This is a genomic window from Pedobacter alpinus (genome assembly GCF_042684645.1).
Lineage (GTDB): Bacteria > Bacteroidota > Bacteroidia > Sphingobacteriales > Sphingobacteriaceae > Pseudopedobacter > Pseudopedobacter alpinus.
Genome location: NZ_JBHULV010000050.1, coordinates 29,367 through 56,192 on the forward strand (window position 1 = coordinate 29,367; position 26,826 = coordinate 56,192).

General features: G+C 32.9%; 28 protein-coding genes. 14 read left to right on the forward strand and 14 right to left on the reverse strand.

What is annotated here, in order from left to right; translation table 11 throughout:
- Nucleotides 1–44 precede the first annotated feature (44 nt).
- Nucleotides 45–962 carry a hypothetical protein gene (locus ACFSSE_RS14640; protein ID WP_379047946.1) on the forward strand — a complete coding sequence of 306 codons (918 nt, stop codon included), beginning with the start codon at nt 45–47 and terminating at the stop codon, nt 960–962.
- Nucleotides 963–1,076: 114 nt separating this feature from the next.
- Here ACFSSE_RS14640 and ACFSSE_RS14645 read toward each other — a convergent pair whose 3' ends face one another.
- Genes ACFSSE_RS14645 through ACFSSE_RS14660 form a run of 4 tightly spaced genes read right to left on the reverse strand, consistent with a single transcriptional unit; the run spans nt 1,077 to nt 5,940 of the window.
- On the reverse strand, nt 1,077–4,514 hold the full coding sequence (locus ACFSSE_RS14645) for a T9SS type A sorting domain-containing protein (protein ID WP_379047949.1): 3,438 nt from the start codon (nt 4,512–4,514) through the stop codon (nt 1,077–1,079).
- Nucleotides 4,515–4,526: 12 nt separating this feature from the next.
- Nucleotides 4,527–5,054, reverse strand: a complete 528-nt coding sequence (locus tag ACFSSE_RS14650; RefSeq protein ID WP_379047952.1) for a hypothetical protein — start codon at nt 5,052–5,054, stop codon at nt 4,527–4,529.
- A gap of 11 nt (nt 5,055–5,065) precedes the next feature.
- Nucleotides 5,066–5,593, reverse strand: coding sequence for a DUF6252 family protein (locus tag ACFSSE_RS14655; RefSeq protein ID WP_379047955.1), 528 nt, complete (start codon nt 5,591–5,593; stop codon nt 5,066–5,068).
- Nucleotides 5,594–5,613: 20 nt separating this feature from the next.
- Nucleotides 5,614–5,940: a hypothetical protein gene (locus ACFSSE_RS14660; protein WP_379047958.1), complete on the reverse strand. Its 327-nt coding sequence runs from the start codon at nt 5,938–5,940 to the stop codon at nt 5,614–5,616.
- A gap of 277 nt (nt 5,941–6,217) precedes the next feature.
- On the opposite strand from ACFSSE_RS14660, the gene ACFSSE_RS14665 reads away from it, so the two are divergent.
- Nucleotides 6,218–6,388, forward strand: a complete 171-nt coding sequence (locus tag ACFSSE_RS14665; protein WP_379047961.1) for a hypothetical protein — start codon at nt 6,218–6,220, stop codon at nt 6,386–6,388.
- Between the two features lie 11 nt (nt 6,389–6,399).
- On the opposite strand, the gene ACFSSE_RS14670 is transcribed toward ACFSSE_RS14665, so the two are convergent.
- Nucleotides 6,400–6,687, reverse strand: coding sequence for a YtxH domain-containing protein (locus ACFSSE_RS14670; RefSeq protein WP_379047964.1), 288 nt, complete (start codon nt 6,685–6,687; stop codon nt 6,400–6,402).
- Between the two features lie 335 nt (nt 6,688–7,022).
- Complete coding sequence (locus tag ACFSSE_RS14675) at nt 7,023–7,718, reverse strand: hypothetical protein (protein ID WP_379047967.1); 696 nt, start codon at nt 7,716–7,718, stop codon at nt 7,023–7,025.
- A 156-nt stretch (nt 7,719–7,874) separates the two neighbouring features.
- Between ACFSSE_RS14675 and ACFSSE_RS14680 the strand changes: the two genes are divergently transcribed.
- From ACFSSE_RS14680 to ACFSSE_RS14710, 7 genes are all read left to right on the forward strand, one after another.
- Entirely contained in the window at nt 7,875–9,146 is a 1,272-nt protein-coding gene (locus ACFSSE_RS14680) for an FAD-dependent oxidoreductase (RefSeq protein ID WP_379047970.1), read from the forward strand.
- 172 nt (nt 9,147–9,318) lie between these two features.
- Nucleotides 9,319–10,059, forward strand: a complete 741-nt coding sequence (locus ACFSSE_RS14685; RefSeq protein WP_379047973.1) for an MlaE family ABC transporter permease — start codon at nt 9,319–9,321, stop codon at nt 10,057–10,059.
- A 4-nt stretch (nt 10,060–10,063) separates the two neighbouring features.
- Nucleotides 10,064–10,834, forward strand: a complete 771-nt coding sequence (locus tag ACFSSE_RS14690; RefSeq protein WP_379047976.1) for an ABC transporter ATP-binding protein — start codon at nt 10,064–10,066, stop codon at nt 10,832–10,834.
- A gap of 6 nt (nt 10,835–10,840) precedes the next feature.
- Nucleotides 10,841–11,827, forward strand: coding sequence for an MlaD family protein (locus ACFSSE_RS14695; protein ID WP_379047979.1), 987 nt, complete (start codon nt 10,841–10,843; stop codon nt 11,825–11,827).
- Nucleotides 11,828–11,830: 3 nt separating this feature from the next.
- Nucleotides 11,831–12,319 carry a cupin domain-containing protein gene (locus ACFSSE_RS14700; protein ID WP_379047982.1) on the forward strand — a complete coding sequence of 163 codons (489 nt, stop codon included), beginning with the start codon at nt 11,831–11,833 and terminating at the stop codon, nt 12,317–12,319.
- An 88-nt stretch (nt 12,320–12,407) separates the two neighbouring features.
- The gene (locus ACFSSE_RS14705; protein WP_379047985.1) at nt 12,408–13,382 is read left to right on the forward strand and encodes an NAD-dependent epimerase/dehydratase family protein; all 975 of its coding nucleotides are present in this window, start codon (nt 12,408–12,410) and stop codon (nt 13,380–13,382) included.
- 63 nt (nt 13,383–13,445) lie between these two features.
- Nucleotides 13,446–14,735, forward strand: a complete 1,290-nt coding sequence (locus ACFSSE_RS14710; RefSeq protein ID WP_379047988.1) for an HAD-IB family phosphatase — start codon at nt 13,446–13,448, stop codon at nt 14,733–14,735.
- 181 nt (nt 14,736–14,916) lie between these two features.
- Here the strand turns inward: ACFSSE_RS14710 and ACFSSE_RS14715 are convergent, their stop codons facing one another.
- Both ACFSSE_RS14715 and ACFSSE_RS14720 read right to left on the reverse strand, forming a co-directional pair.
- Nucleotides 14,917–15,918: a hypothetical protein gene (locus ACFSSE_RS14715; RefSeq protein ID WP_379047991.1), complete on the reverse strand. Its 1,002-nt coding sequence runs from the start codon at nt 15,916–15,918 to the stop codon at nt 14,917–14,919.
- On the reverse strand, nt 15,915–16,628 hold the full coding sequence (locus ACFSSE_RS14720; RefSeq protein WP_379048119.1) for an SAM-dependent methyltransferase: 714 nt from the start codon (nt 16,626–16,628) through the stop codon (nt 15,915–15,917). The genes ACFSSE_RS14715 and ACFSSE_RS14720 overlap by 4 nt, the downstream gene beginning before the upstream one ends.
- Nucleotides 16,629–16,867: 239 nt before the next feature.
- Between ACFSSE_RS14720 and ACFSSE_RS14725 the strand changes: the two genes are divergently transcribed.
- From ACFSSE_RS14725 to ACFSSE_RS14745, 5 genes are all read left to right on the forward strand, one after another.
- Complete coding sequence (locus tag ACFSSE_RS14725; RefSeq protein WP_379047994.1) at nt 16,868–18,247, forward strand: DUF6600 domain-containing protein; 1,380 nt, start codon at nt 16,868–16,870, stop codon at nt 18,245–18,247.
- A gap of 322 nt (nt 18,248–18,569) precedes the next feature.
- Nucleotides 18,570–20,015, forward strand: coding sequence for an SDR family oxidoreductase (locus tag ACFSSE_RS14730; protein ID WP_379047997.1), 1,446 nt, complete (start codon nt 18,570–18,572; stop codon nt 20,013–20,015).
- An 85-nt stretch (nt 20,016–20,100) separates the two neighbouring features.
- Nucleotides 20,101–20,529 carry a CBS domain-containing protein gene (locus ACFSSE_RS14735; RefSeq protein ID WP_379048000.1) on the forward strand — a complete coding sequence of 143 codons (429 nt, stop codon included), beginning with the start codon at nt 20,101–20,103 and terminating at the stop codon, nt 20,527–20,529.
- 91 nt (nt 20,530–20,620) lie between these two features.
- Nucleotides 20,621–21,526: a TIGR01777 family oxidoreductase gene (locus ACFSSE_RS14740; protein WP_379048003.1), complete on the forward strand. Its 906-nt coding sequence runs from the start codon at nt 20,621–20,623 to the stop codon at nt 21,524–21,526.
- On the forward strand, nt 21,519–22,832 hold the full coding sequence (locus ACFSSE_RS14745; protein WP_379048006.1) for a cryptochrome/photolyase family protein: 1,314 nt from the start codon (nt 21,519–21,521) through the stop codon (nt 22,830–22,832). Before ACFSSE_RS14740 ends, ACFSSE_RS14745 begins: the two co-directional genes overlap by 8 nt.
- A gap of 37 nt (nt 22,833–22,869) precedes the next feature.
- Here ACFSSE_RS14745 and ACFSSE_RS14750 read toward each other — a convergent pair whose 3' ends face one another.
- From ACFSSE_RS14750 to ACFSSE_RS14775, 6 genes are all read right to left on the reverse strand, one after another.
- Nucleotides 22,870–23,715 (reverse strand): FKBP-type peptidyl-prolyl cis-trans isomerase, encoded by an 846-nt coding sequence (locus ACFSSE_RS14750; protein WP_379048009.1) that lies wholly within the window; start codon nt 23,713–23,715, stop codon nt 22,870–22,872.
- Nucleotides 23,716–24,195 carry an FKBP-type peptidyl-prolyl cis-trans isomerase gene (locus tag ACFSSE_RS14755; RefSeq protein ID WP_379048012.1) on the reverse strand — a complete coding sequence of 160 codons (480 nt, stop codon included), beginning with the start codon at nt 24,193–24,195 and terminating at the stop codon, nt 23,716–23,718.
- 357 nt (nt 24,196–24,552) lie between these two features.
- The gene (locus tag ACFSSE_RS14760) at nt 24,553–24,978 is read right to left on the reverse strand and encodes a transposase (RefSeq protein ID WP_379048015.1); all 426 of its coding nucleotides are present in this window, start codon (nt 24,976–24,978) and stop codon (nt 24,553–24,555) included.
- A 211-nt stretch (nt 24,979–25,189) separates the two neighbouring features.
- Complete coding sequence (locus tag ACFSSE_RS14765; RefSeq protein WP_379048018.1) at nt 25,190–25,465, reverse strand: hypothetical protein; 276 nt, start codon at nt 25,463–25,465, stop codon at nt 25,190–25,192.
- Nucleotides 25,466–25,467: 2 nt separating this feature from the next.
- Nucleotides 25,468–26,172, reverse strand: coding sequence for a lipoyl(octanoyl) transferase LipB (lipB, locus tag ACFSSE_RS14770; RefSeq protein ID WP_379048021.1), 705 nt, complete (start codon nt 26,170–26,172; stop codon nt 25,468–25,470).
- Nucleotides 26,172–26,810, reverse strand: coding sequence for a 4'-phosphopantetheinyl transferase family protein (locus tag ACFSSE_RS14775; protein ID WP_379048024.1), 639 nt, complete (start codon nt 26,808–26,810; stop codon nt 26,172–26,174). The genes lipB and ACFSSE_RS14775 overlap by 1 nt, the downstream gene beginning before the upstream one ends.
- Between the last annotated feature and the right edge of the window lie 16 nt (nt 26,811–26,826).

Genomic DNA, 26,826 nt, shown 5'->3' on the forward strand with positions numbered 1-26,826 from the left:
TTAAAAGCGATTACAACATTTCTGTTAATTTCGCATTTATATTAATGATGCGATACAGTTTTTTAATCTTATTTTTTATTGTTGGTTTACTGAGCTGCCAACGCTCAACTCCTAAAACAGATCCCTTAAAAAGAGATTTTAGGTTCGAAAGTATTAAAGGCATCAAATATTATGAAGTAAGGCGCACTTTCGCCAGCGGCATTTCTTTTAACGAATTGGGTTTTCAGCAAACGCCAGAATGGGCAATTCGTTTTTTATCAGATACTACGGTACAAGCTTACAGCCCAACAAAAGATAAAATGCTGAATTTTGATTTAATATTTAGCCATGATGGGGTTTATAATTTTGCCAGAGAATGGTTTAGGATTAAAGCTATTGGTAAAGACAGTTTGCTTTTACAACGATTAGAAGTGAACGCTAAAAAAATTGCCAGTGATGTGCGTTCAGAAGTTTACATGACTTATTATTCGGAAGATTATCTTAAAAAAATTAATAAATCTGTTGATGAATTGCGTAAACCCAGAAAAATTGATTCAGTTTTCGTGAAACAAAGAGTAGATTTAATTAATGCAAACATTACAGATAGCAGTGCTTTTTTTGCAGCCAGAAACCCCGTTGAGTTTTCATCAAAAAGTGAGATTGTTGATATTAAAAAATTGAATACCGTTGATAAGTTGCAAAACCGTAGCGCATCTTATGATTATTTATACCCCGAATACACCGTTAATATACAACCTGCTTATAAAGATTTTGCCTACAGCATATCAGCAATTGTAGATAAAAACGGAAGAATATTAGTTTACAGATTTAACGCCCAAGAAGATTACAAGGAAAACCGTAGAAAGGTTTTACAAGGAATTTTGGATGTTTATTTAGCAAAATTGGTGACCGTAAAACCTGGCAGTACATTAGGTTTTAAGCATAGTTCTGTAATTGTGCTAAATTTGATTGGGAAGAAATAAGATTTAAGAAATAATTTTCTGGCGAAATACTAGTTAAGGTTTATGCGTATATTAAACACTCAATCCTAATACTTTTTTACGAGTATTAGGATTGAGTGTTTGTTTACTTAAAATTTAATGTTGAATAATAATTTGCTTCTTAATGGTTTCTTTTCCTTCGATTAAATGTAGATAATATGTTCCATTTGGTATTTCTTTTGTCTCTAAAATAGTACTATTTTCTCCAGATTTTATTGATGTTGATTTTACGATAATACCTTGTGAATTTAAAAGGTTAATTTGTTTTAAGATAGTAGGATTTTTTTCAAGGTCTTCAGAAACAATGTTTACTTCATTATTTGCTGGATTTGGATAAAGTTGAAAATTCGATACAGCCCTATTAAAACCACCCAAACAATTAGTCACATTAACAGTGAAAAAATAATACCCCATGGAGCCACATTCGTCGGATCCGAACTCTGCATAAAAACTAGCAGGAGAATTACCTACATTCCCAGAGGGAGGATAAATATCTATCAATTGTCCGTAAGTATCTAAAGTGCCAACTCCCCAGCCTGGTGTGTCACTCCCCCACTGAAAATAAATATTACTTATATCTTGACCGTTGCTCGTAACTTGAATTTTAGTGGTTCTATCCTTACAGATAATACCACCATAATCAAGCGAGGTTGGCTCTAAAACAGCGTACAAAATTTGGTTAACATCTATATTTGTAGTTACAAACTTTTTAATTGGCTGGCTTGTGGAATAGCAACCACCTAACGTAGCTTCTATTGAACTATTCGGGTCATTAACTGCTGTATTCCTAGTTACTTCGATACTATTATTAGTTGATGAAACGATTGATAAACCATTGCTAACAGACCATGTTACTGCCACATTTGGAGAATTAATCAGATTAAAAGTAGTGTTTGAACAGACGGAAGAATTGCCCACTATTTCACCGTTGTAGCCATAAGTATTAACAGATGGCAATTGTGGATTACCATTTATTTCCTCTGTTATCCAATCAACAGCTTCTGACCATAACTCCACATGTTCTCTATTTGTATTAAATGACCCAAAATAACTATCAAAAGGTGTTTCCAATGTACACACTAAGTTTCTTGCACTAACATTTTCTGATAGATTTTGATTTGAACCAGAAAATGCTAAGGCACTTTTTGTATTAATAAAGCTATGGTCTCGAACAACAGAGTAAAATCGAGCTTCAAAATCAAAAGCAAAATTCAAAAGAAGACTAGAAACAGATTTATTACCTTCATCATATAAAATTCCCTGTGTATTATAGGTGCCACCTGGCGCTACATCATAACCAGACGAATTAGGAGGATTAGATGCTTTGTAATTAGAAGATGAATTGCCTATCATTGATGATTCCAACACAGTTTTACTTGTATTTCCATAACTTGGGGTAAAATACATTTTAGCCGAACCTGCGGTCCAAGTCCTCCACCTTATACCTAAGAAACCAATCGATTTTCGCCTTCGTATATCAAAAGTGAATGCTTTTTGCTCAGGAGAATTTGTTTCTGTTCCACCTAAACTTCCATCTATTAACGCAATTTTTCTGAATTGAGTGCCAACATCACCTTCTGGAAATCCTAAATTGTTTATCGTAGTCAAAAATTGATTTCTAAAATTTGGCGCTCCGGCAGGAGCCTCAGAATTTGACAAGAAATGATGAACTAACATTTGCTTTGCGGCAATAGAACTAATTTTGTCGTCTCGATTTGCTATTAGTTCTTCACTCCCAGTATTTCTTGCGTAGTAATCTAAAAACCATTGATCTCCTATTGGGATATTCGCTCCTTGATGGGGAGAATCAAATGATATCCATAATTTAGTTTGATGTGGTGTATTAAGAACTTGTTCCATATAGGTTAATGCATATCTGCTGATTAAACCTCCCATACTTGGTCCAATAATAATAAGTTTTTCGTTTCCCTCTTTTAAAGTATTGATTTTATTAATCAATGTCATCAAAACCCGAGCGTTTCTTTCTATAAAATCAGCACCTCCGTCTCTACTAACAGGAATAATTCTACCGTTTGAAAGCCGAGTACCGACCTTATATTCTGGGAAATTCAAAACTATAATATCGTGACCATTAGCTCTTAATGAAGTAGCAAACGACGGAGTTCCAGGAATATCTCTGTCTAAATATGTTTTATATAATTTGTCAGCATCTTGTTTATCTCCTGGATCAAAGCCATCAACAACAATAATAGGTTTTCTGATAACTCCATCACAACTACCATTAGTTGCATAATAGATGGTGGCTTCGCCATATCCTTTTGTTGCGGTAGTTTCGTCATAACCTTGAAAAGTTAAATCGCTCCAAAATTTAAGTTGAGTATTAGGGCTACTACATAAAGTTGTAAGCGTTGAGTTAGCTTTAAGATAAACTTGTGGCTCTCCTATTACTTTAACTGTTCCATAAGTTATTATTGATGAGTTATCGCTAAAATTCGCAATAAATTTCAAATATTTGTATCCAGATGAGGTATAATTTATAGAAATACTGTCATTTAAAGCAACATTTATCAAACCATTTCCATCTCCAAAATCAACTTGAAGGGAATTCAGGGCTATATTTCCTATATTAATAACATAGTTAGAAGAAAAATCATACTTGACACTTAGCGTTTTAACACTATCAACCAATGGACTAGCAATAAATGAGTGTATGCTAAGGTATGGATGATTAGATCTCCCAGGCACATCATAATACATACTGTCAATCATCTGAATTAATCCGTTGGAAATTGCATTTGAATCTATAACATTAAATTGATAGTTACCTAAACCGATTGCAATTTTACTCTCAATTTTTGCTGAAGTGGCTAAATCTTTTAAATCATTCACAGTTAGCCAAGTATTAGATGGATTATAGGTTGCTCTAATTATTTCACTGTAAGACTGTATAAAATGCCAATGAGAACTAGTATCAGAATTAGAAAAATTAAAATCTTGCAGACTGGCAATTGGTAATACTCTATCATAAAGTATTCCTGTGCTAGCCCCTGTTTTGTCTAAATGTTGAAAAAGACTATCTACCGTTTCGGTATAGCTCAAATTTGAATTATTTTGAGTTGACATTGCTATAGTAGTAGTAATGTTGCCTGAATTTGAACCATAACCTTCTGAGACTAAAAAATAAGTTCCAGCAGCGAGAGAAATAGATATTGATGACTTTAATCCACTACATAAAGGACCATTATCATCGTTAGATGCTATGGTATTTCCATTAACATCCAGCAAGTGCATGTAGGTATCAAAACCAGAAGCACAATGAGAAAGATTGACTTTGGCGGCAACTGGAAGAGTGAATTTATAAAAAATATCATCTGATGGTTGTCCAATATTATTACCAAAACCATTGGTGGTTGAATTGCTCTTTGTATCGTTATAAGAATTACCCACATTAAGCGATCCCACATTAACTGGATTGTACATATTTGAGCCAATAGGTTGTGCTAAAACTATTGTTTTTAGACATAAAAAAAGGATAACCGTAATGAGTATCCTTAATATATTTTGTTTTTTCATAGCATTAAATTTTTAATTATATTTTATGTCGAACCATCCATCGGTTATGTTGATTACATCATTTGGGCTATTTTCGTTTTCAGCTTTTAATTCGAAAATCCCTGCTATTATTTTTTTATTAGGGTCAAATTTTGTGATAGTGACTGTCCCTATATTATTTTCAGTAGTAACATAAAATTTATTGCTTTGATAATCCTGAATTTTAGCGACACTATTTGTCGAAGGATTTCCATTTGAATCACGCAATTGCACTTTGGCGTTTGCGGATATGTTTAGAAGTAATAAGTTAATGGTTATGTTTTGACTTTCATCATTTTGTTCTGCAACTATTGACAAACCATTACTGTTATATACTACACTAATCCCGCTACCTCCTCCTAAACAGCCGAAACAGCCCTTTCTTTGCCAAACTTTTCCATTTATTTTGGCTACCATATTATTTGAACCACTTTGAGTAGCTTTGAGTAAATCATCCTTTTTACAGGAAATTGTCAATAAAAGGATAATAGAGGCGAGAATTATTTTTTTTAATGTTTTCATATTATTTAAGTTTAAATATATTTTACGTCGAACCAACCATCAGTTAAAGTGATTACATCATTGGGGTCATTCTCATTTTCTGCTATAAATTCAAAGGTTCCAGCTACTATCTTATTTGTGGTATCCAATTTTGTTATTGTGACTTTTCCTATAAGACCCTCTGTAGTGTAATAATTAATATAATTAGTGAAATCTGACGAAACTTTGGCATAATTTGTGGCCTTATTATTTCCAATTCCATTGCCTAGCGTACATGTGGTCTTACTTTTTAAATTTTCTATTATTAATGTCACTGTGTACTTTAGGTCTCTGTTTTGCGCTGAAATTCCAAAAAAAGTTTGATCATCATAATTTATACTAATCCCACTGCCCCCGCCGATACAACCGAAACATCCCTTCCTTTGCCAAACTTTTCCATTTATTTTTGCTGCTATATTGTTAGAGCCAGTTTGTGTGGCTTTAGGCAAATCATCTTTTTTACAGGAGATAGTAAATAATAAGATAATAGAGGCGAGAATTATTTTTTTTAATGTTTTCATAATTTAAAGATTTAGCAAAATTATTCTTTCTTTTTTTCTGTGGTGGGTAATAGCTTATCTAGCTGTTCTTCAGTAAGAATTTTTTTAAGTTTGGCATTTTTTTCTTCTATTAAAGCATCTATCTTAATTCTCATTTCTTCAGGATTTAGTTTTTTACTTTCCATTACTTTGCTGGCACTGGCTTTATAAGTCGCCATAATATTTTCAACTTGTGAAGCAAGCGAATCTGTAATGTTAATTTGCTTACTTAAATAGTTGCTTTGCTTGCTTTTTAAACTTTCCATTTGCGCTTGGGCAAATGTTGCTGTTAGTATAACAGCAAAAAATGTGGTAGTAATTTTTTTCACTTTTTTTAGTATTAGTTGAATAAATAAATGTAAGTAATTTAGGCTCCTTGTTAAAATTTTAAAAAGTAATAAAATATATTAAACTTTCAATTAATTAATAGACGCTAAATTATAATTGATGATATTGTAATTTAATCGATTAAAAAAATTTAAGAGAGAAAAGGTATATAATTGAAGATAAGCGTTTTATATTAGGCTTAGTTTAAAATTATTTTAAGATAAATTGATGTTATAGGCGATTGTTATACCTTCTGCAATTATAGATAAAAACGGTAAGATGTTAGTTTACAGATTTAACGCACAAGAAGACTACAAGGAAAACCGAAGAAAGGTTTTGCAAGGAATTTTGGATGTTTATTTAGCAAAATTGGTGACTGTAAAACCTGGCAGTACTTTAGGTTTTAAGCATAGTTCTGTAATTGTGCTAAATTTGATTGGGAAAAAATAAAGCAAATAGGATTAACCTATTTGCTCTACTTGACTTTTAGCTGATTCAGCAAGTCTAGATGTAACATCTGAAGCTTTTGAAGCTAATTTAGACGATGTATTTGCTGCTTGTTCTGCTAATCTTGAAGATTGTTCTATAGCTGTGTTTTTAGCTTTATCGCTAAAATCTTTAACTGCATCAATAACATCGCTCAATTGTTGTTTTCCGTTTTCGTTGGTCATAAAATAATATACCGCAGCACCTGCAGCTACTCCTAAAATTAAACCTAACGCTATTTTTGATTTTGTTGAATTTTCCATGATTTTAATTTTTAATGGTTTAATAATTAATTACCAATACCTTGCCAATTTTCACTCGTCATTAAAAAAAATAATATTAACATGAGTTCTAATATTATTGGTCATAATTTTTACTCATTATTTGATTAAGGAAAAACATTAACTACCGTTAATTCGCCCTTGTCTGGTGCGGAATAGATGAAGAAGCCAAAGCACTTCAATTCATAGCATCAGGCGCAGGCGAGAGTTTTTTGGATACTTTTTTGCGGAAAAAAAGTATCTGCCATTGCCCGGCATGAAGGCAGGAAAGCCTGTGCGGTTGCTGTCAAATATAATTATTAATCTAATTCTGGTTATTAACCACCAAAATTCATTTTTAAAACATGGCTTCCTAAATCCCTATCTCCTAAAATTTGATAATATTGGTTAGCCTCTATCAAATTAACACCTCTTGTTAGCAATAACCAAGCAATTTGTTGATCAATATATATTAATGCATTTGGAGTTTTTTCTTCCATATCAGTAAAATCCCAACCAGTAACTGTCTTTTTTATTGTCCACACGCCACCAGCATTTCCAACAACTTCCACCTTAATTACAGTATTTAATTCGGCTTCTACAAATTCGTAATGTTTAGCCAAAGCCAACATATTATAATTTAAAAAAGGAAAGTAAAATTGTTTTTGCATTAAATCTTGATTGAAAACCGCATACCTAATATGCTGCTGTTTTAACCATAGTTCGTTATAAAGTTGAGGAATATTTGATTGTTTAAAGTTTTCAATATTTTGAAGCATTAAATCCAATTCAGGGAGCAGTAATTTAAAGCTTTCTAAATTACTTAGCTTTTCTTTAGGCATATCAATAGCCGAATTTAACTGGCTGTTTTCTGCTAAAATATGGATCATATCCTTAAATAAATCTAAAGCTATAATACTTACACTTTCATTTTTATAATAAGTAGTTTTATCCCAATCAATTGTTTTTAAGTCTTTTATAAGTTGGACATAAGCTTTAACTAAATCTAAAACTGGGTATAAAACGTTTATCATTTTTTTAATATTTGATGTTATTTAACTGATTAATTTTACAGATTTTATGATAAATCATCTTATATCAATAACAAATATGATATTTACTGAAGTTAAGAAATGTTAAATTACAATTTTCGGAAATATAATTACCTTATATATCGTTATTTTACAAATATGATAAAGACTTTCACCTGGCTTTTTTTACTGCTATTTAGTTTAAATATTAATGCCCAATATAAACCAGATGTTATTATTATGGGAGGAAGTGCTGCCGGAACAGCTGCAGCAATACAAGCCGCAAGAAGTGGTGTAAAAGCACTATTAATTGAGCCAAGTTATAATTTAATTGGCGAGTTAAATCCTAATATGGATATCCCAAGTGTGGATATGAGTTTATGGAAAGAATGGCGAGACGCTTTTTATAAAGCCAATGACAGTAGCAGAACCACCCCACAAGTAGTTTTAGAAAACATTGTTAAAAACACAAAAAACCTTCAATTCTTAAAAGAAACCATCATTCAAGAAATTAAAGAAAAAAATAATGGTTGGGAACTTCAAGTTTTGATTAACGGAAAACCAGAAAAAATTAAGTGTAAAGTTTTGTTGGATGCTGGCACAAATAGTAAAGCATCTTTGCTACAAAAAAATGGTATCTTAAAATTAGACAGTGCGGGTAAATACATAAGCTTAGTGAATTACGATAAGGCCCAACAAAACACACCTTACCAACAATTACAAAAATTATACAGAACAAGTGCCGCTTCGGGTTTCGGAAAAGATAGCATCCGCCATTACATTCCATTAGGCGTATTTATCCCTCAAGAAAAAGACAACTTATTATTAGTTTCCATGTCAAGTTTTAAGGATTTTGATACAGAAGATTTAAGAAATATAGCTTTATGGGTTAATATGGGGCAAGCCGCTGGTGCATTAGCAGCTTATGGTCCGTTTTTCGATGTGAGTCCGTCAAAAGCAAACATTCGTTTAACCCAGGGAGAAATGTTTACTTACAAAAGCTTTTTATACGCCGTACAAGACATTCAAAAATCTGATTTTGCTTGGACGCCTGTTCAAAAAATTATAGCAAGCGGTATTTTACTTCTCGATTTTAAAACAGGTTTTTTTAATCCGACCGAAATTGTAAACACAAAAGATATAAAAGGAGTACTGGCGGAACTTTATCCACGATCAAGAATATGGTTTATAGAAAACAAAACCGAGCAATTATCTGTAGCTCAACTAGTTTCACTCATAAGCTTCATTACCGGCCGCGACCCAATTTCTATTCAACAAGAAATAGAGGCTGATTGGGTAAATAAGTATCAGTTTACTTCAACATATTCCCAAGAAAAAAATATTTCTAAAATAGAGTTAGCATGTTTATTTGATAATTATATCACCCCGTTTAATGTAAATGTGGACTTTAACGGCTATTTTTTAAGATAGAATACATAATAAACTTACATTAGCTTTACCTAAATAAACAACTACGGACATTTTATTTTAATACTTTTGTCAAATTATTAGTTCTACTGGAATAGTTGTTGCTTATTCGAGTAAATGAAATTGTAAAATTTTGGAAAAAGCAAAATCGCGGTTAGCGCAAAAATTCAATAATATGTTCCTAGAATTATACCGGGTTCATATTTTTGTAATGAAGTTTTTTAAAGAAGCTGTTACACCACCTTACGAAGGAAAAGAAATTTTAAAGCAGTGTTACCAAGTTGGTTACAAGTCTTTAGCTTTAATATCTTTAACAGGTTTTATCACTGGTATCGTTTTCACTAAACAATCTCGTCCGTCTTTAGCAGAGTTTGGCGCAACATCTTGGTTGCCATCTTTAGTAGGTATTGCATTATTAAGAACATTAGCACCTTTACTTACTTCTTTAATATCTGCTGGTAAGGTAGGTTCAAGCATTGGTGCCGAGTTAGCATCTATGAAAGTAACAGAACAAATTGATGCCATGGAAGTTTCTGCAACAAACCCATTTAGTTATTTAGTAGTAACCCGAGTTTTAGCAACTACCATTACCATTCCTATTCTTACTTTTTATACCGCATTTGTAGCTTTATTAGGTGCTTATTTAAATGTTGCCATGGCAGAAAGCACCAGTTTTTTTGCTTTTGTACAAGCTTTTTTAGAGTCAATTACTTTTTTAGATATTACAGCATCAACTATTAAAGCCATTATTTTTGGTTTTACCATAGGTATTGTAGGTTGTTACCAAGGTTATAACGCTTCAAAAGGAACAGAAGGAGTCGGAAGATCTGCAAACTCTGCCGTTGTTGTTGGTATGTTTTTAGTATTTGTTGAAGAGGTTATTGCTACGCAAATCACTTTCTTATTTAGAACTTAAGGTTATGCTACAAAAATCAAAAACAGAAACTTTAGATAAGGTAATTACTATTAAAGATGTTCAAAAATCTTTTGGAGATTATCACGTTTTGCGTGGTGCCGATTTAGATTTATACAAAGGAGAAAATTTAGTAGTACTTGGCCGCTCTGGTACAGGTAAATCTGTATTAATAAAAATAATTTCCGGCTTGTTAACCCAAGATAGTGGCAGTGTAAAAGTTTTAGGAAAAGAAGTAAATTCTTTAACCGCAAAAGAATTATTACAAATCCGCTTAAGCATTGGTTTTTCTTTTCAAAACAGTGCTTTGTATGATAGTATGACGGTAAGAAAAAACTTAGAGTTTCCGTTAGTAAGAAATAAAAAGAAATTAACCAAAGCAGAGCTAGACCACGAAGTTGAAAGTGTGCTTGACGCAGTAGGTTTATCTCAAACCATAAACCAAATGCCATCAGAACTTTCTGGCGGCCAAAGAAAAAGAATTGGTATAGCCCGCACACTTATTTTACAACCAGAAATTATGTTGTACGATGAACCTACCGCAGGGTTAGACCCCATTACTTGTATAGAAATTAATAATTTAATTAATGATGTGCAAGAGAGATATAAAACAAGTTCAATAATTATTACACACGATTTAACCTGTGCAAAAGCAGTTGGTAACCGTATTGCCATGCTTTTAGACGGGCAATTTCAAAGGGTTGGTACTTTTGAGGAAGTATTTGAAACAACAGATGAACGTGTAACCCCATTTTTCGATTATAATTTTATTCAATAATATAACATGAGCCAACCAACAGATAATAAAAAGGCGATAACAGTAGGTATATTTTTATTTATAGGTTTAGTGATTTTTTTACTAGGTGTTTTTACCCTTGGCGGACAAAAGAAAACTTTTGTAAAAAGCTTTACATTAAAAGTGGTTTTTGATGATATACAAGGCCTTAAAGTAGGAAATAACGTTTGGTTTTCTGGAGTTAAAGTAGGTACTATTAAGAAAATACAGTTTTACGGTACGTCACAAGTTCAGGTAATTTTAAGTATAGAAGAAGAGGCTCATAAATACATTCATACCGACTCTAAAGCAAGCATCGGGTCTGATGGTTTAATAGGAAACAAAATTGTAGTCATTGATGGAGGTTCTCCAAAATTTCCTTTTGTAGAAGATGGTGATGTTATAGCGGTAAACACCACTTTATCTACCGATGATATTATGAAAACTTTGCAAGTAAATAATAAGAATTTGGTAGATATTACCACTGATTTTAAAATATTGGCTCGCAATATGGTTGAGGGAAAAGGTACTGTAGGCACTTTACTAACAGACCAACAATTGGCAGATGATTTTAAAGCAATTGTTAAAAATTTAGAAACTACCACAGCATCTGCAAACAGAATGGCCAAGGAGTTAAATGCTTTTAGTAATAAATTAAATACCAAAGGTGGCTTAGCCGATGACCTTTTAACAGATACCGCTGTATTTGCAAAATTAAAATCATCTGTTGCTGAGTTACAAAAAACAGCTGCCTCTGCAGCGGTAATGACGGAAAACTTAAATAAAGCGTCAGGAAAATTAAATCAATCAGATAATGCTGCTGGTTTATTATTAAATGATGCCGCTACTGCAAACCAGGTTAGAGGTATTATGAAGAATTTAGAAACCAGTAGTAAAAAATTAGATGAAAACATGGAGGCTTTACAAAGTAATTTTTTACTAAGAGGTTTTTTTAAGAAAAAGGCTAAAGAAGAGGCTGAAGAAAACAAACAATAAATAATGACTGTTACTGCTGAATATTATATAGAAAAATTAAATCTTAAAACCCACCCAGAAGGTGGGTTTTATGCTGAAACCTACCGTTGTGAGCAAACCGTAATTAATAGTGAAGGCAAAACCAGAAATACAAGTACCGCTATATATTTTCTATTAAAGGAAGAACAAAAATCTCACCTTCATCGTATTAAATCTGATGAATTATGGTTTCACCACCAAGGCGAAAGTTTAGCCATTACAGTTATTATTGATGATAAGATTGAGGTAATTTATTTAGGCTCAAATTTGGAAGCTGGAGAAGTTCTACAAGCTACCATCCCGGCAAATTGTTGGTTTGCTTCGCAAGTCAAAAATAAAAAGGGCTTTGCTTTGGTAAGTTGTACGGTTGCCCCTGGGTTTGATTTTCAAGATTTTGAAATGGCTAAAAAACAGGATTTAATTAATCAATATCCGCAATATAAAACAGTTTTAGAAGATTTATGTTTAAGCTAACAAAACAATGATCTAATGCATCTATTTGCCTCATAAATATGATTAGATTCGCAGCAATTAGATTTAAATAAATCACACTATAAAAAGAATGATTTTAGTAACAGGAGCTACAGGTTTTTTAGGTGCCGAATTGGTTGTACAGCTTTTACAAACCGAAGATAAAGTGAGGTGCACTAAAAAAGAAAACTCCGTAATTCCTCAAAAATTAATTCCTTTTGCCCATAAAATTGAATGGGTATTTGCCAATATTTTAGATTATTCAGATTTTGAATTGGCTTTTGAAAATATAACCCAAGTTTACCACTGTGCAGCTTTGGTTTCTTTTGATAAAAATTTAAAAGAAAAAATGCTTTTAGTAAATGCAGAAGGAACTGCTAATGTAGTAAACCTATGTATTCAATTTAACATTGATAAACTATTACATGTAAGCTCTATTGCTGCATTAGGTAGTGCTAAACACAGCGAGGCAATTAACGAAACCTATTTTTGGGAAGGTTTTGAAACACATGATGCTTACGCTGTTTCTAAATACCGCGGAGAAATGGAAGTTTGGAGAGGCATAAACGAAGGTTTAAATGCCGTTATCGTAAATCCATCTGTAATTATTGGTGTCGATGCAGGTACAGAATGCAGCGGTGCTTTGTTTGAAACCATAAAAAATGGCTTTAGTTATTATACACAAGGTGCTACCGGCTTTGTTGATGTTAAAGATGTAGCAAAATGCATGATTTTGTTAATGCAAAACGAAGTAAATAACCAACGCTTCATCATTAATTCCGAAAATTTAAGCTATAAAGAATTGTTTAGCCTTACTGCTGAAGAATTTGGCAGAAAAACACCATTAAAATTAGCTAAACCTTGGATGCTTAATATTGCTTGGCGATTAAATTCTATAAAAAATACATTAACTGGAGGCAAAGGTGGTTTAAACAAAACCGTTGCAAATACAGCCTCTAAAACCACTGAGTACGATAATCAAAAAATAAAAACGCTTTTAAATTTTCAGTTTTTCCCTATCAAAAAAACAATTACCGAAATAGTAAATAGTCTAAAATCTGCCTAATTATCAAATAATTTAGCTTTTTAAAAATGATTTGTGCAATTTTGAGACTTAAAAACAATTACTTTGAAACCATTTTTTATTATAGATTTTGACAGCACTTTTACGCAAGTAGAAGCTTTAGATGAATTAGCCCGTATTTCCTTGAAAAATCATCCTGATAGAGAGGCTATTTATCAAGAAATTGAAAATTTAACCAATTTATCTATGGAAGGCAAACTTTCTTTTACAGAAAGCTTAGCTGCAAGGGTAAAATTGTTGAACGCTAACAAAGGACATTTAGATTTACTGATTAAGCATTTAAAGAAAAAAGTTTCCTCTTCTTTTCAGCGTAATAAAGCTTTTTTTAAAAAACATGCTGATGAGGTTTTGATAGTTTCTGGAGGTTTTAAAGAGTTTATAACACCTGTTGTAAGCGCTTACCATATTAAAAAACATAATATTTATGCCAACACATTTATTTTTGATGTGGATGGAAATATTATAGGGTATGATACTGAAAACCCATTATCGCAAGAAAACGGTAAAGTAAAACTGTTAAAGCAAATGCCTTTAATGGGCGATATTTATGGTATTGGCGATGGCCATTCGGATTTTCAACTGAAAGAATCTGGAATGATTAAAAAGTTTTTCGCTTATACAGAAAATATTGAGCGTAAAACCGTTGCAGAAAAAGCGGATCATGTTGCGCCAAGTTTTGACGAGTTTTTGTATGTGAGCAATTTACCACAAGCCATATCTTACCCTAAAAACAGAATTCTTTGTTTGTTAGTTGGCGATATTCCGCAAGAATCTATTGATTTTTTAAAGAAGGACGGTTTTTCTATCCGCCATAAAACTTCTTTGGAAGAAAAATATGTGAAAGATATTGGCATGTTACTTTTAGGTGAAGGTGAAACTGTATGTAACGAGCAATTGAGCAAAGCGGTTAAACTAAAAACAATAGGTTATTTAGGAAGCGCAAAAGATAAAATTGATTTTTCTATTTGTACAGAAATGGGCATGGTGGTTTTTGATAGCTTAAAAAACCCAAGCAATAAAACATTAATTGCTAAACGTATGGCCGATTTTATCAATACCGGAACTACGTTTAGAAGCTCTAATTTCCCAAATTTACAGTTGCCAAAAATAGCAGAATCTCACCGTTTAGTGCATATCCATAAAAACGTACCGGGTATTATGTCTAAAATTACCAAAGTATTGGCAAAGCATAATATAAATATTGTTGGGCAGTTTTTAATGACAAATCCACAAATTGGTTATGTAATTACAGATATAGACACAACCTATGCAAAAGGATTGTTAAAAGAACTGCGTAAAATAGAAAACACCATTAAGTTTAGAGTGCTGTATTAAAGAGAAATTTTGAGTCATTAGGAGGAACGAAGCAATCTAATGTTAAATATATTGATTTTTGCCATCTTCCATGGTCTGTGTCCTCACAGACCGTAATTACTATGTTTCTTTTCGTTATGTGAGAAACATAAACCGAGAAGAAAGATTGCAATGACACATCATATTAAAAAAACAAACATCATCACTCTGCCTTAGCTTTCATCAGCAAAACAGATCTCAAATAATTATCTAAAATATCGGTGTCTATGGCATCATGTAAAAACCCAATATACCTATCAGGTCTTATAATTAAGGTACGCTGTTTACCTTCTTCTAATCCTAAAGTTTCAAAAAAATCCTTATTTTTTTCGCTGTAAGGTAGGTAAAACAGCTGAATTTGATAATTTAATTGCACCCATTTTGCAATGTTAAACAAGAAATTTGAATGAATACGACCAATAATTATCAAAGAAAAAAAATGGTAGTTGCACCATTTGTAAAGTGAAATTTGCTCTTTTATTTTTTCATTATAAAATGGTAAATCTGGTAAAAGATTGCCAGCTGCTAAGTCTCTTTGATGGCTAAGGTGTAAATTAACGGAGCTATCAGTATAATTTATTTCCTTTTTGTTTGGAATCCAGTTTTTAAAAAGTTTAGCGAAAAACCCTGTTTCAATTGGCTCATCAGAAAATGAAACTAATAAATTCTTTTCTTCGGTATAACCATTTAAAACCAAAGAATTTAAGCGCTCATTTACAATACCAATTACTCGCCACGCTAGTAAAAAAACATTTCTAAAGTTTAAATCGTGATTTTTTGAGCTAATAATTAAATCCTTTTCAAAAAAAACGAAAGAGGAAGCATATTTATATTGAATGCCATTATGAATTAAATTATAATTATCAACAGTCTTGAATTCAATTTTGGTTTCCCAAATTACGCTACATAAATAATGTGCTAAAAGTTTAAAACTCTGGTTTATAAAACTGTTAGCTTCCAAATTCTCACCAATTTCAAAACCAGTATCTACTAATAAATTTTGGCAGTAGTTGCTTAATTGCAAACTGTCAAAATTTGTTTTAGGGCTTATGCTTTCATCAATAACTAAAACTTTTAATCCGCTTTTAGCTAATACTGTAGCCAATGCTAAAGTAACTGGGCTTACACCAACTATTAAAATATCTGATGGTGCAGGAATTCTCATCGGCTACGGTAAAGCAGAAATATGGTAGGTATTTTGTGTAATTCTGGTTGTTCTTTTTTCCAATCGGCAATGGTTTTTGTTTTTAAAAATTCATCTTCAGCAGTTAAATTACTGGCAATACATAGCTTTGTATCGTTTTTACAACTTGCTAAAATATCGTTTAGCATAGGGTTGTTTCTAAACGGAGTTTCTATAAATAGTTGCGTTTGTTTAAAACGTTCAGAAAAACCTTCTAAATCTCTAATCCTTTTTACCCTATCCATTTTATCAATAGGTAAGTATCCATGAAAAGCAAAACTTTGTCCATTAAAACCAGAACCCATTAATGCTAGCAGTAAAGAACTTGGCCCAACTAAAGGCACCACTTTTATTCCTCTTTTATGTGCTTCTGCAACTATATCAGCACCTGGGTCTGCTACACCAGGGCAACCAGCTTCACTCATTAAACCCACATCGTTTCCAGCTTCTAAACCCTGAAAGTAAGGCTTTAAACTTCCACCTCTTTCATGTTTGCCGTAATCATGAATAATTAATTCACTTTGTGGTGTAGTTAAACCCGCAGCTTTTAAACAGCGTCTTGCTGTTTTTTCGTTTTCAACAATGTATTCTTTAATCTGATTAACGGTTTGAGACAAAAACGGAGTCAAAGATTTCTCTTCTGCTCCTTCTGCCATCACTACTGGGACGAGGTATAATGTGCCTTTTAACATATTACAAATTAAACCATTTGCTTTTAAAATCCTCTTACCTATATTATTTATTTTATCTGACACCTTTTTGCAAAGTTACTCGTCTTATAAATAGAAGCCTGTTTTATAGGGTTTTCAACCAGTTCTTATATCAATATATTTATCGTGTATTATAATTGTAACATTTAGTATTAAACACATGAAAAACAATATTGAAGCGTTAATAAATTAAATAGCAACCAATTTAAATATTAGAAATCATGGGCAACGGCATTAAAAAAACAGCATTGGCTTTTGGAATATTCTTTTTAACAATAGGCCTAGGTATTAATAAAACACAGGCTAATCCTAACAGAGGAATAAGTTTACAAGTTTTTTACGACGAGTTATCTTACCATGGAGATTGGATTAACAATCCAGATTATGGCTACGTATGGCGCCCAAACGTTGGACGAGACTTTAGGCCATACTACACAAACGGACGTTGGGTAATGACCGAGTATGGAAATACTTGGGTATCTGACTACGAGTGGGGTTGGGCTCCGTTTCATTATGGAAGATGGTTTTATGATGATTATGATGGATGGATTTGGACACCAGATACCGAATGGGGACCAGCTTGGGTAACTTGGAGAACGGGTGGCGGTTATTACGGATGGGCACCTTTAGCTCCCAGAATTAGTGTAAACATAAATATTGGTAGAAGGTATTTTGTACCTAATAACCATTGGGTGTTTATCCCACAAAGATGTATTTATTACCCATCATACGGAAGGTATTGGGAACCACGCAGAAATGTTTACATTATTAACAATACAACCATTATTAATAATGTTTACACCAACAGAAATGTAAATTATTACAGTGGCCCTGGCAGAGACGATGTTAGAAGAGCTACCAGACAAAATGTACCAGTTTACAGAGTTGCCGATGGCACAAGACCAGGTTCTGATAGAATTAGTAGAGATGCTGTAAATATTTACAGACCAAATGTGAGTAGAGGTGATAACGCATCTGCACCAAGAAGCATTGCCAGCAACAGTCCACGCCCTACTAGAGCGGACAATGCTACCAATAACAATAGAACAGATGTAAATAGAGTAACTTCTTCTAATTCTAGAACCGAAAATGGTAGTGCTGTAAATTCAGATTTAAGACCATCAAGATCTGATAGTAATTATGGAACTACAAACAGCGCAAGACCTGATGTAAATAGAGGAACTACTTCTAGTACAAGAACCGAAAATGGTGGCTCAGTTGGTACTGATGCTCGTCCGTCGAGATCAGAAAATCCTAGCGGAAATAGAGAAGCTTCACCAAATACAAGGGTAGAGCGAACTCAACCTAGCCAACCAGCTGTAAGCCCAGAAAGTAGTTCTAGCAGAAGCGAAAGTAGCAGACCATCTAATTCTGGTTCAAGTAGAACAGAAAGAAGTACGCCAAATCAATCTACGCCGGCACCTTCACCAAGAACTCAATCTAGCAATAGCAGCCGTTCTGAAAGAAGTGCGACAAGTAGTAATACACCAACAAGAAGTGTAGAACGTTCTCAACCATCTTCAAAATCATCATCTTCCTCTTCAAGAGGTGGTGGAAGTTCATCTTCTAGCAGTGGAAGACCAACTAGAGGTGGTAATTAAAATTTTTAGCTTAAAATATAATGAGGTAATCAATGTAATGTTGGTTACCTTTTTTTTTATTAAATTTTGTTGATATAATAATAAGCTGCATTATAATGTCTTGCAGAATGTGGAGTCAACATATCGGAAGGCAATTTTGCTTGTAGAATAGGAAGAACGTTTATGTCAATCTTGAGTTCCTTCAAAAAAAATAATGCCTTGAAAAAAATTAACGAAGTTGTAGCCCAAAAGCATAAACAATTTATTAGATAAATTTTAAACAAGCTCATAATTCCTTAAAACCGCTAAAAAAACCTAAATTCAATAAATTTGTTAACAAACTATGAAGATTCTTTTAACAGGCGCAAACGGATACATTGGCACAAGGCTTTTGCCTATTTTACAGGCAGCCGGCCATGAAATATATTGTTTAGTTAGAGATAAAAGGAGGGTAAAAGAGGCTTTAATTTCAGATAAAAATACTCACATCATCATCGGCGATTTATTAGATGAAGAATCTTTAAAAAACATCCCTAAAGATATTGATGCTGCCTATTACTTAGTACATAGCATGGGAAACTCAAAAGCAGATTTTTCCTCACTAGAGCTACTATCTTCCCAAAATTTTGTTACTGCTTTAGAAAAAACAAGCTGCCAGCAAATTATTTATTTAACAGGTATTGTTAATGATGAAGAGTTATCAACGCATTTAAAATCTCGCTTAGCGGTAGAAGATATTCTTAAAAAAAGCAAAATTGCACACACTTGCTTAAGGGCGGCAATAATTATTGGCTCTGGCAGTGCCTCTTTCGAAATTATAAGAGATTTAACCGAAAAACTTCCATTTATGGTTGCTCCAAAATGGTTACATACCAAATGCCAACCGATAGCTATTAGGGATGTTTTATTTTACTTAGAAAATATTTTAGGGAATGCAAAAACCTATCATCAAACTTTTGATATTGGTGGGCCAGATATTTTAACCTATAAAGCAATGTTATTGGGTTACGCTAAAGCTCGAAACCTTAAACGCTACATCCTAACCATTCCTGTTTTAACACCTAAGCTTTCATCTTATTGGTTAAACATAGTTACATCTGTAAATTATAATATTGCCAGCAGCTTGGTAGAAAGTATGCGTAACGAAGTAGTTTGTAGCAATCATCATATTAAAGAAATTATTCCGCATGAATGTGTGAGCTACCAACAAGCTTTAAATTATGCGTTTGTTAAAATTGAGCAAAATTCTATTGTTTCTAGCTGGCGAGATGCATTAAATAAAGGTTATTTAACCACAAGTTTTATGGATCAGGTTGAAGTGCCACAAAACGGGACATTAAATTATACCGTAAAGTTAGAGTTTAAAAAAGATGTTGACAGGGTTTTAGAAAATATATGGTCTATTGGTGGCAAAAGAGGCTGGTATTATTTAGATTGGTTGTGGGGATTAAGGGGCTTTATAGATCAGTTAGTTGGAGGCGTGGGCACCAGAAGAGGCAGAAGAAACGGAAACGAAATTGTTGCTGGCGATGCTTTAGATTTTTGGAGAGTAATTTTAGCCGATAAAAAAAATAAAAGGTTAATGCTTTACGCAGAAATGAAACTGCCAGGCGAAGCTTGGTTAGAATTTTTTATAATAGAAAGAAGCAATAAATTATACTTAAAGCAAACCGCAACTTTTAGACCCAGCGGCCTATGGGGCCGTTTGTATTGGTGGTTAATGTGGCCATTTCATCTATTTATTTTTAATGGTATGGCTCGTAACATTGTTAATTTTAAACCCTTATAAAATATCATCCTTAAATAAATACCCATTAACATTTTGTTTTAAGAAATTTTTTTAGGTATTTTTAGTAACACCAAAAACCAAATTTATGATAACTGTACACCAAATTTTAAGCATTAAAGAAAGCAGAATAATAACAGTTTCGCCAAATACTTTGGTTTACGAAGCATTAGAAATTATGAATAGCCATAATATTAGTGCTATCCTAATAACAGAAAATGATGCCTTAGTGGGTATTTTTACTGAACGTGATTACGCTCGTAAAGTGGTTTTAAAAGGAAAATCATCTAAAGAAGTACAAATTAGTACTGTAATGACACCTGCACCTATCGTTATTAATCCAAAACAAAGTTTAGATCATTGCATGCAAGTGATGACAGAAAAACACATTAGGCACTTACCCGTTGAAGAAAACAACAAACTTACAGGTATTATTTCTATTGGTGATGTGGTTAAATTTATCATTCAAGATCAAAAACAAACCATCCAAAACCTTCAAGATTATATTAGCAGTTAATACATTTTTTACATAAATATTTAAGCTTTAACATATTAGGCATCATTTTGTAGTTATTAAAACCAAATGACAAATGTTTGGTTTATATATTATGAGTAAAAAAGTTTTAATAACGGGTGGCACAGGTACTGTAGGCAAGCATCTTAGTCAATTGTTAACTCAAAAAGGTTACAAGGTTCAACACTTAAGTAGAAATCCCGAACAGCAATCAGTATATAAAACCTTTAAGTGGGATATAGAAAAAAAGGAAATTGATGCCGAATGTATAAAAGGTGTTGATGTTATAGTACACTTAGCGGGTGCAGGTATTGCAGATAAACGTTGGACCGACGAAAGAAAAGAAGTTTTAATTAATAGCCGCACAGATTCTATTACTTTAATTTACGATTTGTTAAAAAAGTATCCTCATCAGGTGGAAACCGTGGTTTCTGCTTCTGCAGCTGGTTTTTATAGTGATAGAGGAAACCAATTGATGGTAGAAAAAGATTTGCCAGCAAATGATTTTTTAGCAGATTGCTGTATTAAATGGGAAGATGCTGTTGATAAAGCAAAAGGTTTGGGTTTAAGGGTTGTTAAATTTAGAACAGGTGTAATTTTAGATAAAGAATCTGGTGCATTACAAAAAATTGCCCAACCTATAAAGTTTGGAGTTGGCGCACCGCTTGGCAGTGGCAACCAATGGATTTCTTGGATTCATTTGCAAGATGTAATAGATATGTATGTTTACGGGATTGAGAATGAGAACTTACATGGTGCATATAATATGTGTAGCCCATATCCTTTAACCAATAAAGCACTCACAAAAGCCATTGCAAAACAACTAAAAAAACCTTTATGGTTACCTAATGTCCCTACCTTTGCTCTTAATTTGGCTTTGGGAGAAATGAGTGCTGTAGTTTTAGGAAGCACTAAAATGAGTACTCAAAAAATTGAAGATGCCGGGTTTAGATTTAAGTTTGCCGATATTAAAAACGCCCTGAATTACATTTATGCCTAAAGAAAACATTGCAATATTTTGGTTTAGAAGAGATTTAAGGTTAACGGACAATGCAGGTTTATACCATGCTTTAAAAAGTGATTTTAAAGTATTACCTATCTTCATATTTGATAGCCAAATATTGGATAAATTAGAAGATAAAAAAGATGCAAGAGTAAGTTTTATCCATCAAGAGTTAGGCTTGATGAAACAAGATTTGGAGGACAAATTTGAATCCTCATTATTGATTGAATACGGGCAGCCTTCAAAAATATGGAATAAGTTAATAACTAATTATGATGTTAAGGCGGTTTATACCAACCATGATTATGAACCTTACGCTATACAAAGAGATGAAGAAATTAAAGATTTTTTAGCATCTAAAAACATAGATTTTTTTAGTTTTAAAGACCAGTGTATTTTTGAGAAAAACGAGGTTTTAAAAGATAATGGAGAGCCTTATGTAGTTTTTACGCCCTACAAAAACAAATATTTAGCTCAACTAAAGCCTTTTTACTATAAATCCTATCCAACAGAAAAATACGCCACAACTTATTTAAGAACCCAACCATTTAAAAATTTAAGTTTAAACGATATTGGTTTTGAGAAAACTGATTTAGAATTTCCGGATAAAAGCTTTAAACAAGCGTTAGCAAATTATGCAGATGACAGAGACTTCCCTGCTAAAGATGCTACTTCTAGAATAAGTTTGCATTTACGTTTTGGCACAGTTAGCATTAGAGCATTATTTAAAAAAGCAATTGAAGTTAAAAGTAATGTTTGGTTAAGCGAATTAATTTGGCGAGATTTTTATTTTACCATTGTATATCATTTTCCACACTCGGCAAAAGATAGTTTTAGAAAAGAATACGATAAAATACCTTGGAGAAACAACGAACAAGAGTTTAAAGCTTGGTGCGAAGGAAAAACGGGCTATCCAATTGTGGATGCTGGTATGCGAGAGTTAAACCAAACAGGTTTTATGCACAACCGAGTGCGTATGATTGTTGCCAGCTTTTTAACCAAACATTTATTGATTGATTGGCGTTGGGGAGAAGACTATTTTGCAGCAAAACTATTAGACTTTGAACTATCTAGTAATGTTGGCGGTTGGCAATGGGCAGCTGGCTGCGGTGTTGATGCTGCACCCTATTTTAGAATTTTTAATCCTTACGAACAGGTTAAAAAGTTTGATAAAAATTTAGCCTATATTAAAAAATGGGTGCCAGAATTTAGTGATCCTTTTAAATATCCGCAACCTATTGTGGACCATAAAATGGCTAGAGAAAGATGTTTGGCTGTTTACAAAGAAGCCTTAAAACAATAAAAGCAGCTTAAGAGCTGCTTTTATTGTTTTTGGATTATTATTCTATAACCTGAATCTCGAATTCTAAAATTGAATTGGCAGGTATTGTAGATTGGGCATTTGCTCCATATCCAAACCTTGACGGGATGTAAATTTTTATTTTTCCACCGACTTTAATTAGCGGTACAGCTAATTTCCATCCTTCAATTGTATTTGCTAAAGAAATTGTTAACGGATTAGCCGGTAATGCTTGGTCAAATATTGCTCCTGTTAATAATTTACCAGTATAAGCAACTTTTATTGAAGATGTTGGAGTTATTGCTGCCCCAGTGCCTAAGGTTTCGATGTTGTAATAAATTCCGTTTGCATCTTTGGTAGCTGTTAAATTATTTTCAGTTAAATATTCTCTTATTAAAGCATCTTCATAAGAAGGTCTATCGGCATCATTAGCAACCGATAATTTAGTGTCTAAAATTGCATTTCCTGGTAAGGTAGATCCAGATCCATCTTTTCCAAAAGCCAGATAAGATGGGGTGATAATTCTTAGTTCTCCACCTTTTCTAATATTCAACATAGATTCTCTCCAAGAGGTTGGTGTAATGTAACCTACATAATTAAACTGAGGGTTATATTTAGAAAACTCATAATTCACACTCTTATTAATAGATGTTGTAGTTTGTGATACACCTACAAAAGTAGGGTAACCAATAACATCGCCAGTTCCTAAACTAATAACTTTAAAGTAAAAGCCTGTAGAGTCTTTAGTAAAACCTGTTAAATTATTTGTTCTTAGATAAGACTGTATTGTCTCGTCTTCTATTTCTTTCAAAGACCTTGTTTCTTTTTCGCAAGCACTTAAAAAAACTACTGCTAAAATTAACAGGCTTAAATATTTCTTTATCATTTATTGTACGTCTATTAATTCTATATCAAAATCTAAAACAGAATTTGCTGGTATTGGACCTTGCGGCCGTGAGCCATAAGCATAACCACTAGGGATAAGTAATCTTATTTTACCACCTTTCTGTATCAATTGTATGCCAATTTGCCAACCTGTAATAACACCACCTAACGCAGTTTTAAAATTAGGTTTCCCTACAGAGGTATCAAAAACGGTCCCGTTTAAAAGTCTGCCTGTATATATAGCTTCTACTTGGGTGTTTGCGGCATAGGTAACATTTCCTACTCCTGGATCTAAAATTTGGTAATATAAGCCAGATGAATGTTTGATTGCTGGAATATTATTGGCAGCAATAAATTCTTTAATAATTGTAGTGTCTTTTCCAAACTGCACATTAGGGTCAACAAATTCTGCATTATCATCTTTTATACAAGAACTTAAGCCCAAAACTGCAACAAATAATATGATAAGGTAATTCTTCATTTTTTTATTCAATTTGCAAATTTATCTAACTTTTTCTCAAAACCTAAATATTAACGTTATTTAACTTAATATAGTTTGTAATAAAGTTATTTTTGATGTTATCAAAGATAAAAACGGTAAAAACTCTATTCAAAACTTACTAGCAACCAACGGTGCCAAAAGTTTAACCCATTTACCCTGTGGTCGGTGTTATCACCGCACCACCTAAGAATCTTTAATCTGTGGCCAGTGTTATCAATTTACCTCCCAAAGTATTAAAATCTTACTTGTGGTGGGTAATTAAAAGTGGCTGGTGATAACACCAACCACAAGTAATAGCTCTTGTTTACCCTGTGGTCGGTGTTGTCACCGCACCACCTATATGTGTTCCATATAATGAGTAAGTAAAGGATTAGGAATATTCAAAAGGTAAAACTGAGCAGAAGAGTAAAGATATTCTTCAGGTATGAGGCATAAGTTTGCCTTAGTTGGGTTGTAATGAATGTAATCGAGTTTTTGCTCCAATACTCTACGGGAAAGCATCGTTGCATTATATGGTCTTCTTTCCCAAAAATGATATTGCCTATCGGCTTGCGTACTTTTGTAATTCTGTAATACTATAGGGTTGTTTTTTAATAAATTAAATTTCATCTGCTGTGCAGTAAATTTTAAGAAATGCTGTTGAACGTTTTTCTCTATCCAAGCATCTTGCTTTCTCCATAGGATATGGATGTGATTTGGCATAATTACATATCCGTAAATCCAAACTCTTTTTTCTGCAACTAAAAACTTCAAACTATCCATTAAGATCTCTTTGTGTATGGGAAAAGAGAGAAGTGGTTGCCAATTGAGACAAGTTGCGGTAAAAAATTCTATACCTGGATACATTAAATAAATATAGGAATAAACGATTTAATTATAGATGAAATAAAAGAGAACGTAAAAGGTTTCTACCTTTAATCGGTGTTAATATTTAAAGTGGTTGGTGATAACACCTACCACAAGTAAAAATTTATTAAATCATCTGTTGCCCAACCAGTTTATGCAATAATTTTCCGCTAACATTAGACCTAGTGCTTTTTAACTGATCAATTAATTGGTTTGGGAAGCTTTGAAAAACCTCCACAGATTGCCCAATTGTATAAGAATCTCCTAAAGCCAAATAAGTTAAATTTCCTGATTTAATTGTTTCAATTGGTGGCTTAGTATCAAGTAGAACGACATCTGTTTTTTTATTACAGCCCCCACAAACTAAAAAAGTACTTAATTTAATAAAGCATAAAATTTTCATGGCTACACATATTGCATATCAAAAAGTGCGGCAATATGACGTTTTAGGTTTTCTTTAACTTCTTTAATATCTACTTTATGCCCTAATTCACGCTCCATGGAGGTTACGTCTTTATCATCAATCCCGCAGGGGACTATGTTTTTAAAATAATCTAAATTGGCATTTACATTAAAAGCAAAACCATGCATGGTAACCCAACGGCTACAGCGTACACCCATTGCGCAAATTTTACGGGCTTTATGGTTATCACCATCTATCCAAACACCTGTAAAGCCTTCGTAACGCCCGGCTGTAATGCCATAATCCTTCAAGGTTAAAATAACGGCTTCTTCTAAAGTTCTTAGGTAAAGGTGTATATCAGTAAAAAAATTATCTAAATCTAAAATAGGGTAACCAACAATTTGGCCTGGGCCATGATAAGTAATATCGCCGCCACGGTTAATTTTATAGTAAACCGCCTCTTTTTCTTTAAGCTCTTTTTCGTTTAATAATAAGTTTTCTGGCTTGCCGCTTTTACCTAAAGTATAAACATGCGGATGTTCTACAAAAGCCAAATAATTAGTAGTTGCTTTTTCTTCTTCGGGGTGGTTTCTATTAAATATTTTTACAGCCACTGTTTCAGAAAATAATTGCTCTTGTTTATCCCAAGCTTGCTGGTAGTCTAATAATCCCCAATCTTCAAACCTTACTTCTTTATTTTTCATCATCACTCGCTAACATAACCCAACATATAGTTATCAAACTTTTTATAATTAACAGTATAAGCCTCTTTTAAGTTTTGCTTCTCAATTTTAGCAATCAAAGATCCGTTTTCTTCATAATTGAAACTTTTTAAATGAATATGGTCTTTAAAAGAAATTTCCTTTTCACCGTTTAGCTTATACAAAGCTTCCTTAGCGCACCAACAAACGTAAAGTTTTTCAATTCTATCTTCATCACCAATAAAACTTAACTCCTCGCTATTCATAAATTTGTTTTGCACCCTTTCTATTTTTGATTTAATGATTTCTATATCTATCCCTACTTTTTTTGTTTTGCTTACCATTACAGCTGCATAATCATAAGAATGGCTTAAAGAAATATGGTGTGGATGGTTCATTAAAATAGGTTTCCCGTTTTCATTTGCTTGGCAATCTATATACTCTTGGGTGTTTAGCATTTTACGTAAAAGCACCCTTGTTGCTAACCAATGTAAATTTCTTTTTTCTTTACTTAAAGAACGTAAAAGTTTTAACTCATGTTCTTTAAGTTGTAATTGTGCCTCTAAAACTTCGGGAGATTCCTCTATTTTCCACATTGCTATGGAGGTGTTGTCGTCTATGTTTTCAAAAAAAGTGATGGGCATTTTTTAAATTTCTAAT

Bases quoted from the DNA above. Each gene is read 5' to 3' on its own strand.
- ACFSSE_RS14740 (WP_379048003.1), top strand. From the start codon at position 20,621: ATGAGTAAAAAAGTTTTAATAACGGGTGGCACAGGTACTGTAGGCAAG.
- ACFSSE_RS14675 (WP_379047967.1), bottom strand. From the start codon at position 7,718: ATGATAAACGTTTTATACCCAGTTTTAGATTTAGTTAAAGCTTATGTC.
- ACFSSE_RS14685 (WP_379047973.1), top strand. From the start codon at position 9,319: ATGTTCCTAGAATTATACCGGGTTCATATTTTTGTAATGAAGTTTTTT.
- ACFSSE_RS14730 (WP_379047997.1), top strand. From the start codon at position 18,570: ATGAAGATTCTTTTAACAGGCGCAAACGGATACATTGGCACAAGGCTT.
- ACFSSE_RS14775 (WP_379048024.1), bottom strand. From the start codon at position 26,810: ATGCCCATCACTTTTTTTGAAAACATAGACGACAACACCTCCATAGCA.
- ACFSSE_RS14650 (WP_379047952.1), bottom strand. From the start codon at position 5,054: ATGAAAACATTAAAAAAAATAATTCTCGCCTCTATTATCCTTTTATTG.
- lipB (WP_379048021.1), bottom strand. From the start codon at position 26,172: ATGATGAAAAATAAAGAAGTAAGGTTTGAAGATTGGGGATTATTAGAC.
- ACFSSE_RS14755 (WP_379048012.1), bottom strand. From the start codon at position 24,195: ATGAAGAATTACCTTATCATATTATTTGTTGCAGTTTTGGGCTTAAGT.
- ACFSSE_RS14720 (WP_379048119.1), bottom strand. From the start codon at position 16,628: ATGTTAAAAGGCACATTATACCTCGTCCCAGTAGTGATGGCAGAAGGA.
- ACFSSE_RS14645 (WP_379047949.1), bottom strand. From the start codon at position 4,514: ATGAAAAAACAAAATATATTAAGGATACTCATTACGGTTATCCTTTTT.
- ACFSSE_RS14690 (WP_379047976.1), top strand. From the start codon at position 10,064: ATGCTACAAAAATCAAAAACAGAAACTTTAGATAAGGTAATTACTATT.
- ACFSSE_RS14695 (WP_379047979.1), top strand. From the start codon at position 10,841: ATGAGCCAACCAACAGATAATAAAAAGGCGATAACAGTAGGTATATTT.
- ACFSSE_RS14715 (WP_379047991.1), bottom strand. From the start codon at position 15,918: ATGAGAATTCCTGCACCATCAGATATTTTAATAGTTGGTGTAAGCCCA.
- ACFSSE_RS14765 (WP_379048018.1), bottom strand. From the start codon at position 25,465: ATGAAAATTTTATGCTTTATTAAATTAAGTACTTTTTTAGTTTGTGGG.
- ACFSSE_RS14745 (WP_379048006.1), top strand. From the start codon at position 21,519: ATGCCTAAAGAAAACATTGCAATATTTTGGTTTAGAAGAGATTTAAGG.
- ACFSSE_RS14655 (WP_379047955.1), bottom strand. From the start codon at position 5,593: ATGAAAACATTAAAAAAAATAATTCTCGCCTCTATTATCTTATTATTT.
- ACFSSE_RS14680 (WP_379047970.1), top strand. From the start codon at position 7,875: ATGATAAAGACTTTCACCTGGCTTTTTTTACTGCTATTTAGTTTAAAT.
- ACFSSE_RS14670 (WP_379047964.1), bottom strand. From the start codon at position 6,687: ATGGAAAATTCAACAAAATCAAAAATAGCGTTAGGTTTAATTTTAGGA.
- ACFSSE_RS14640 (WP_379047946.1), top strand. From the start codon at position 45: ATGATGCGATACAGTTTTTTAATCTTATTTTTTATTGTTGGTTTACTG.
- ACFSSE_RS14705 (WP_379047985.1), top strand. From the start codon at position 12,408: ATGATTTTAGTAACAGGAGCTACAGGTTTTTTAGGTGCCGAATTGGTT.
- ACFSSE_RS14750 (WP_379048009.1), bottom strand. From the start codon at position 23,715: ATGATAAAGAAATATTTAAGCCTGTTAATTTTAGCAGTAGTTTTTTTA.
- ACFSSE_RS14700 (WP_379047982.1), top strand. From the start codon at position 11,831: ATGACTGTTACTGCTGAATATTATATAGAAAAATTAAATCTTAAAACC.
- ACFSSE_RS14725 (WP_379047994.1), top strand. From the start codon at position 16,868: ATGGGCAACGGCATTAAAAAAACAGCATTGGCTTTTGGAATATTCTTT.
- ACFSSE_RS14665 (WP_379047961.1), top strand. From the start codon at position 6,218: ATGTTAGTTTACAGATTTAACGCACAAGAAGACTACAAGGAAAACCGA.
- ACFSSE_RS14735 (WP_379048000.1), top strand. From the start codon at position 20,101: ATGATAACTGTACACCAAATTTTAAGCATTAAAGAAAGCAGAATAATA.
- ACFSSE_RS14760 (WP_379048015.1), bottom strand. From the start codon at position 24,978: ATGGATAGTTTGAAGTTTTTAGTTGCAGAAAAAAGAGTTTGGATTTAC.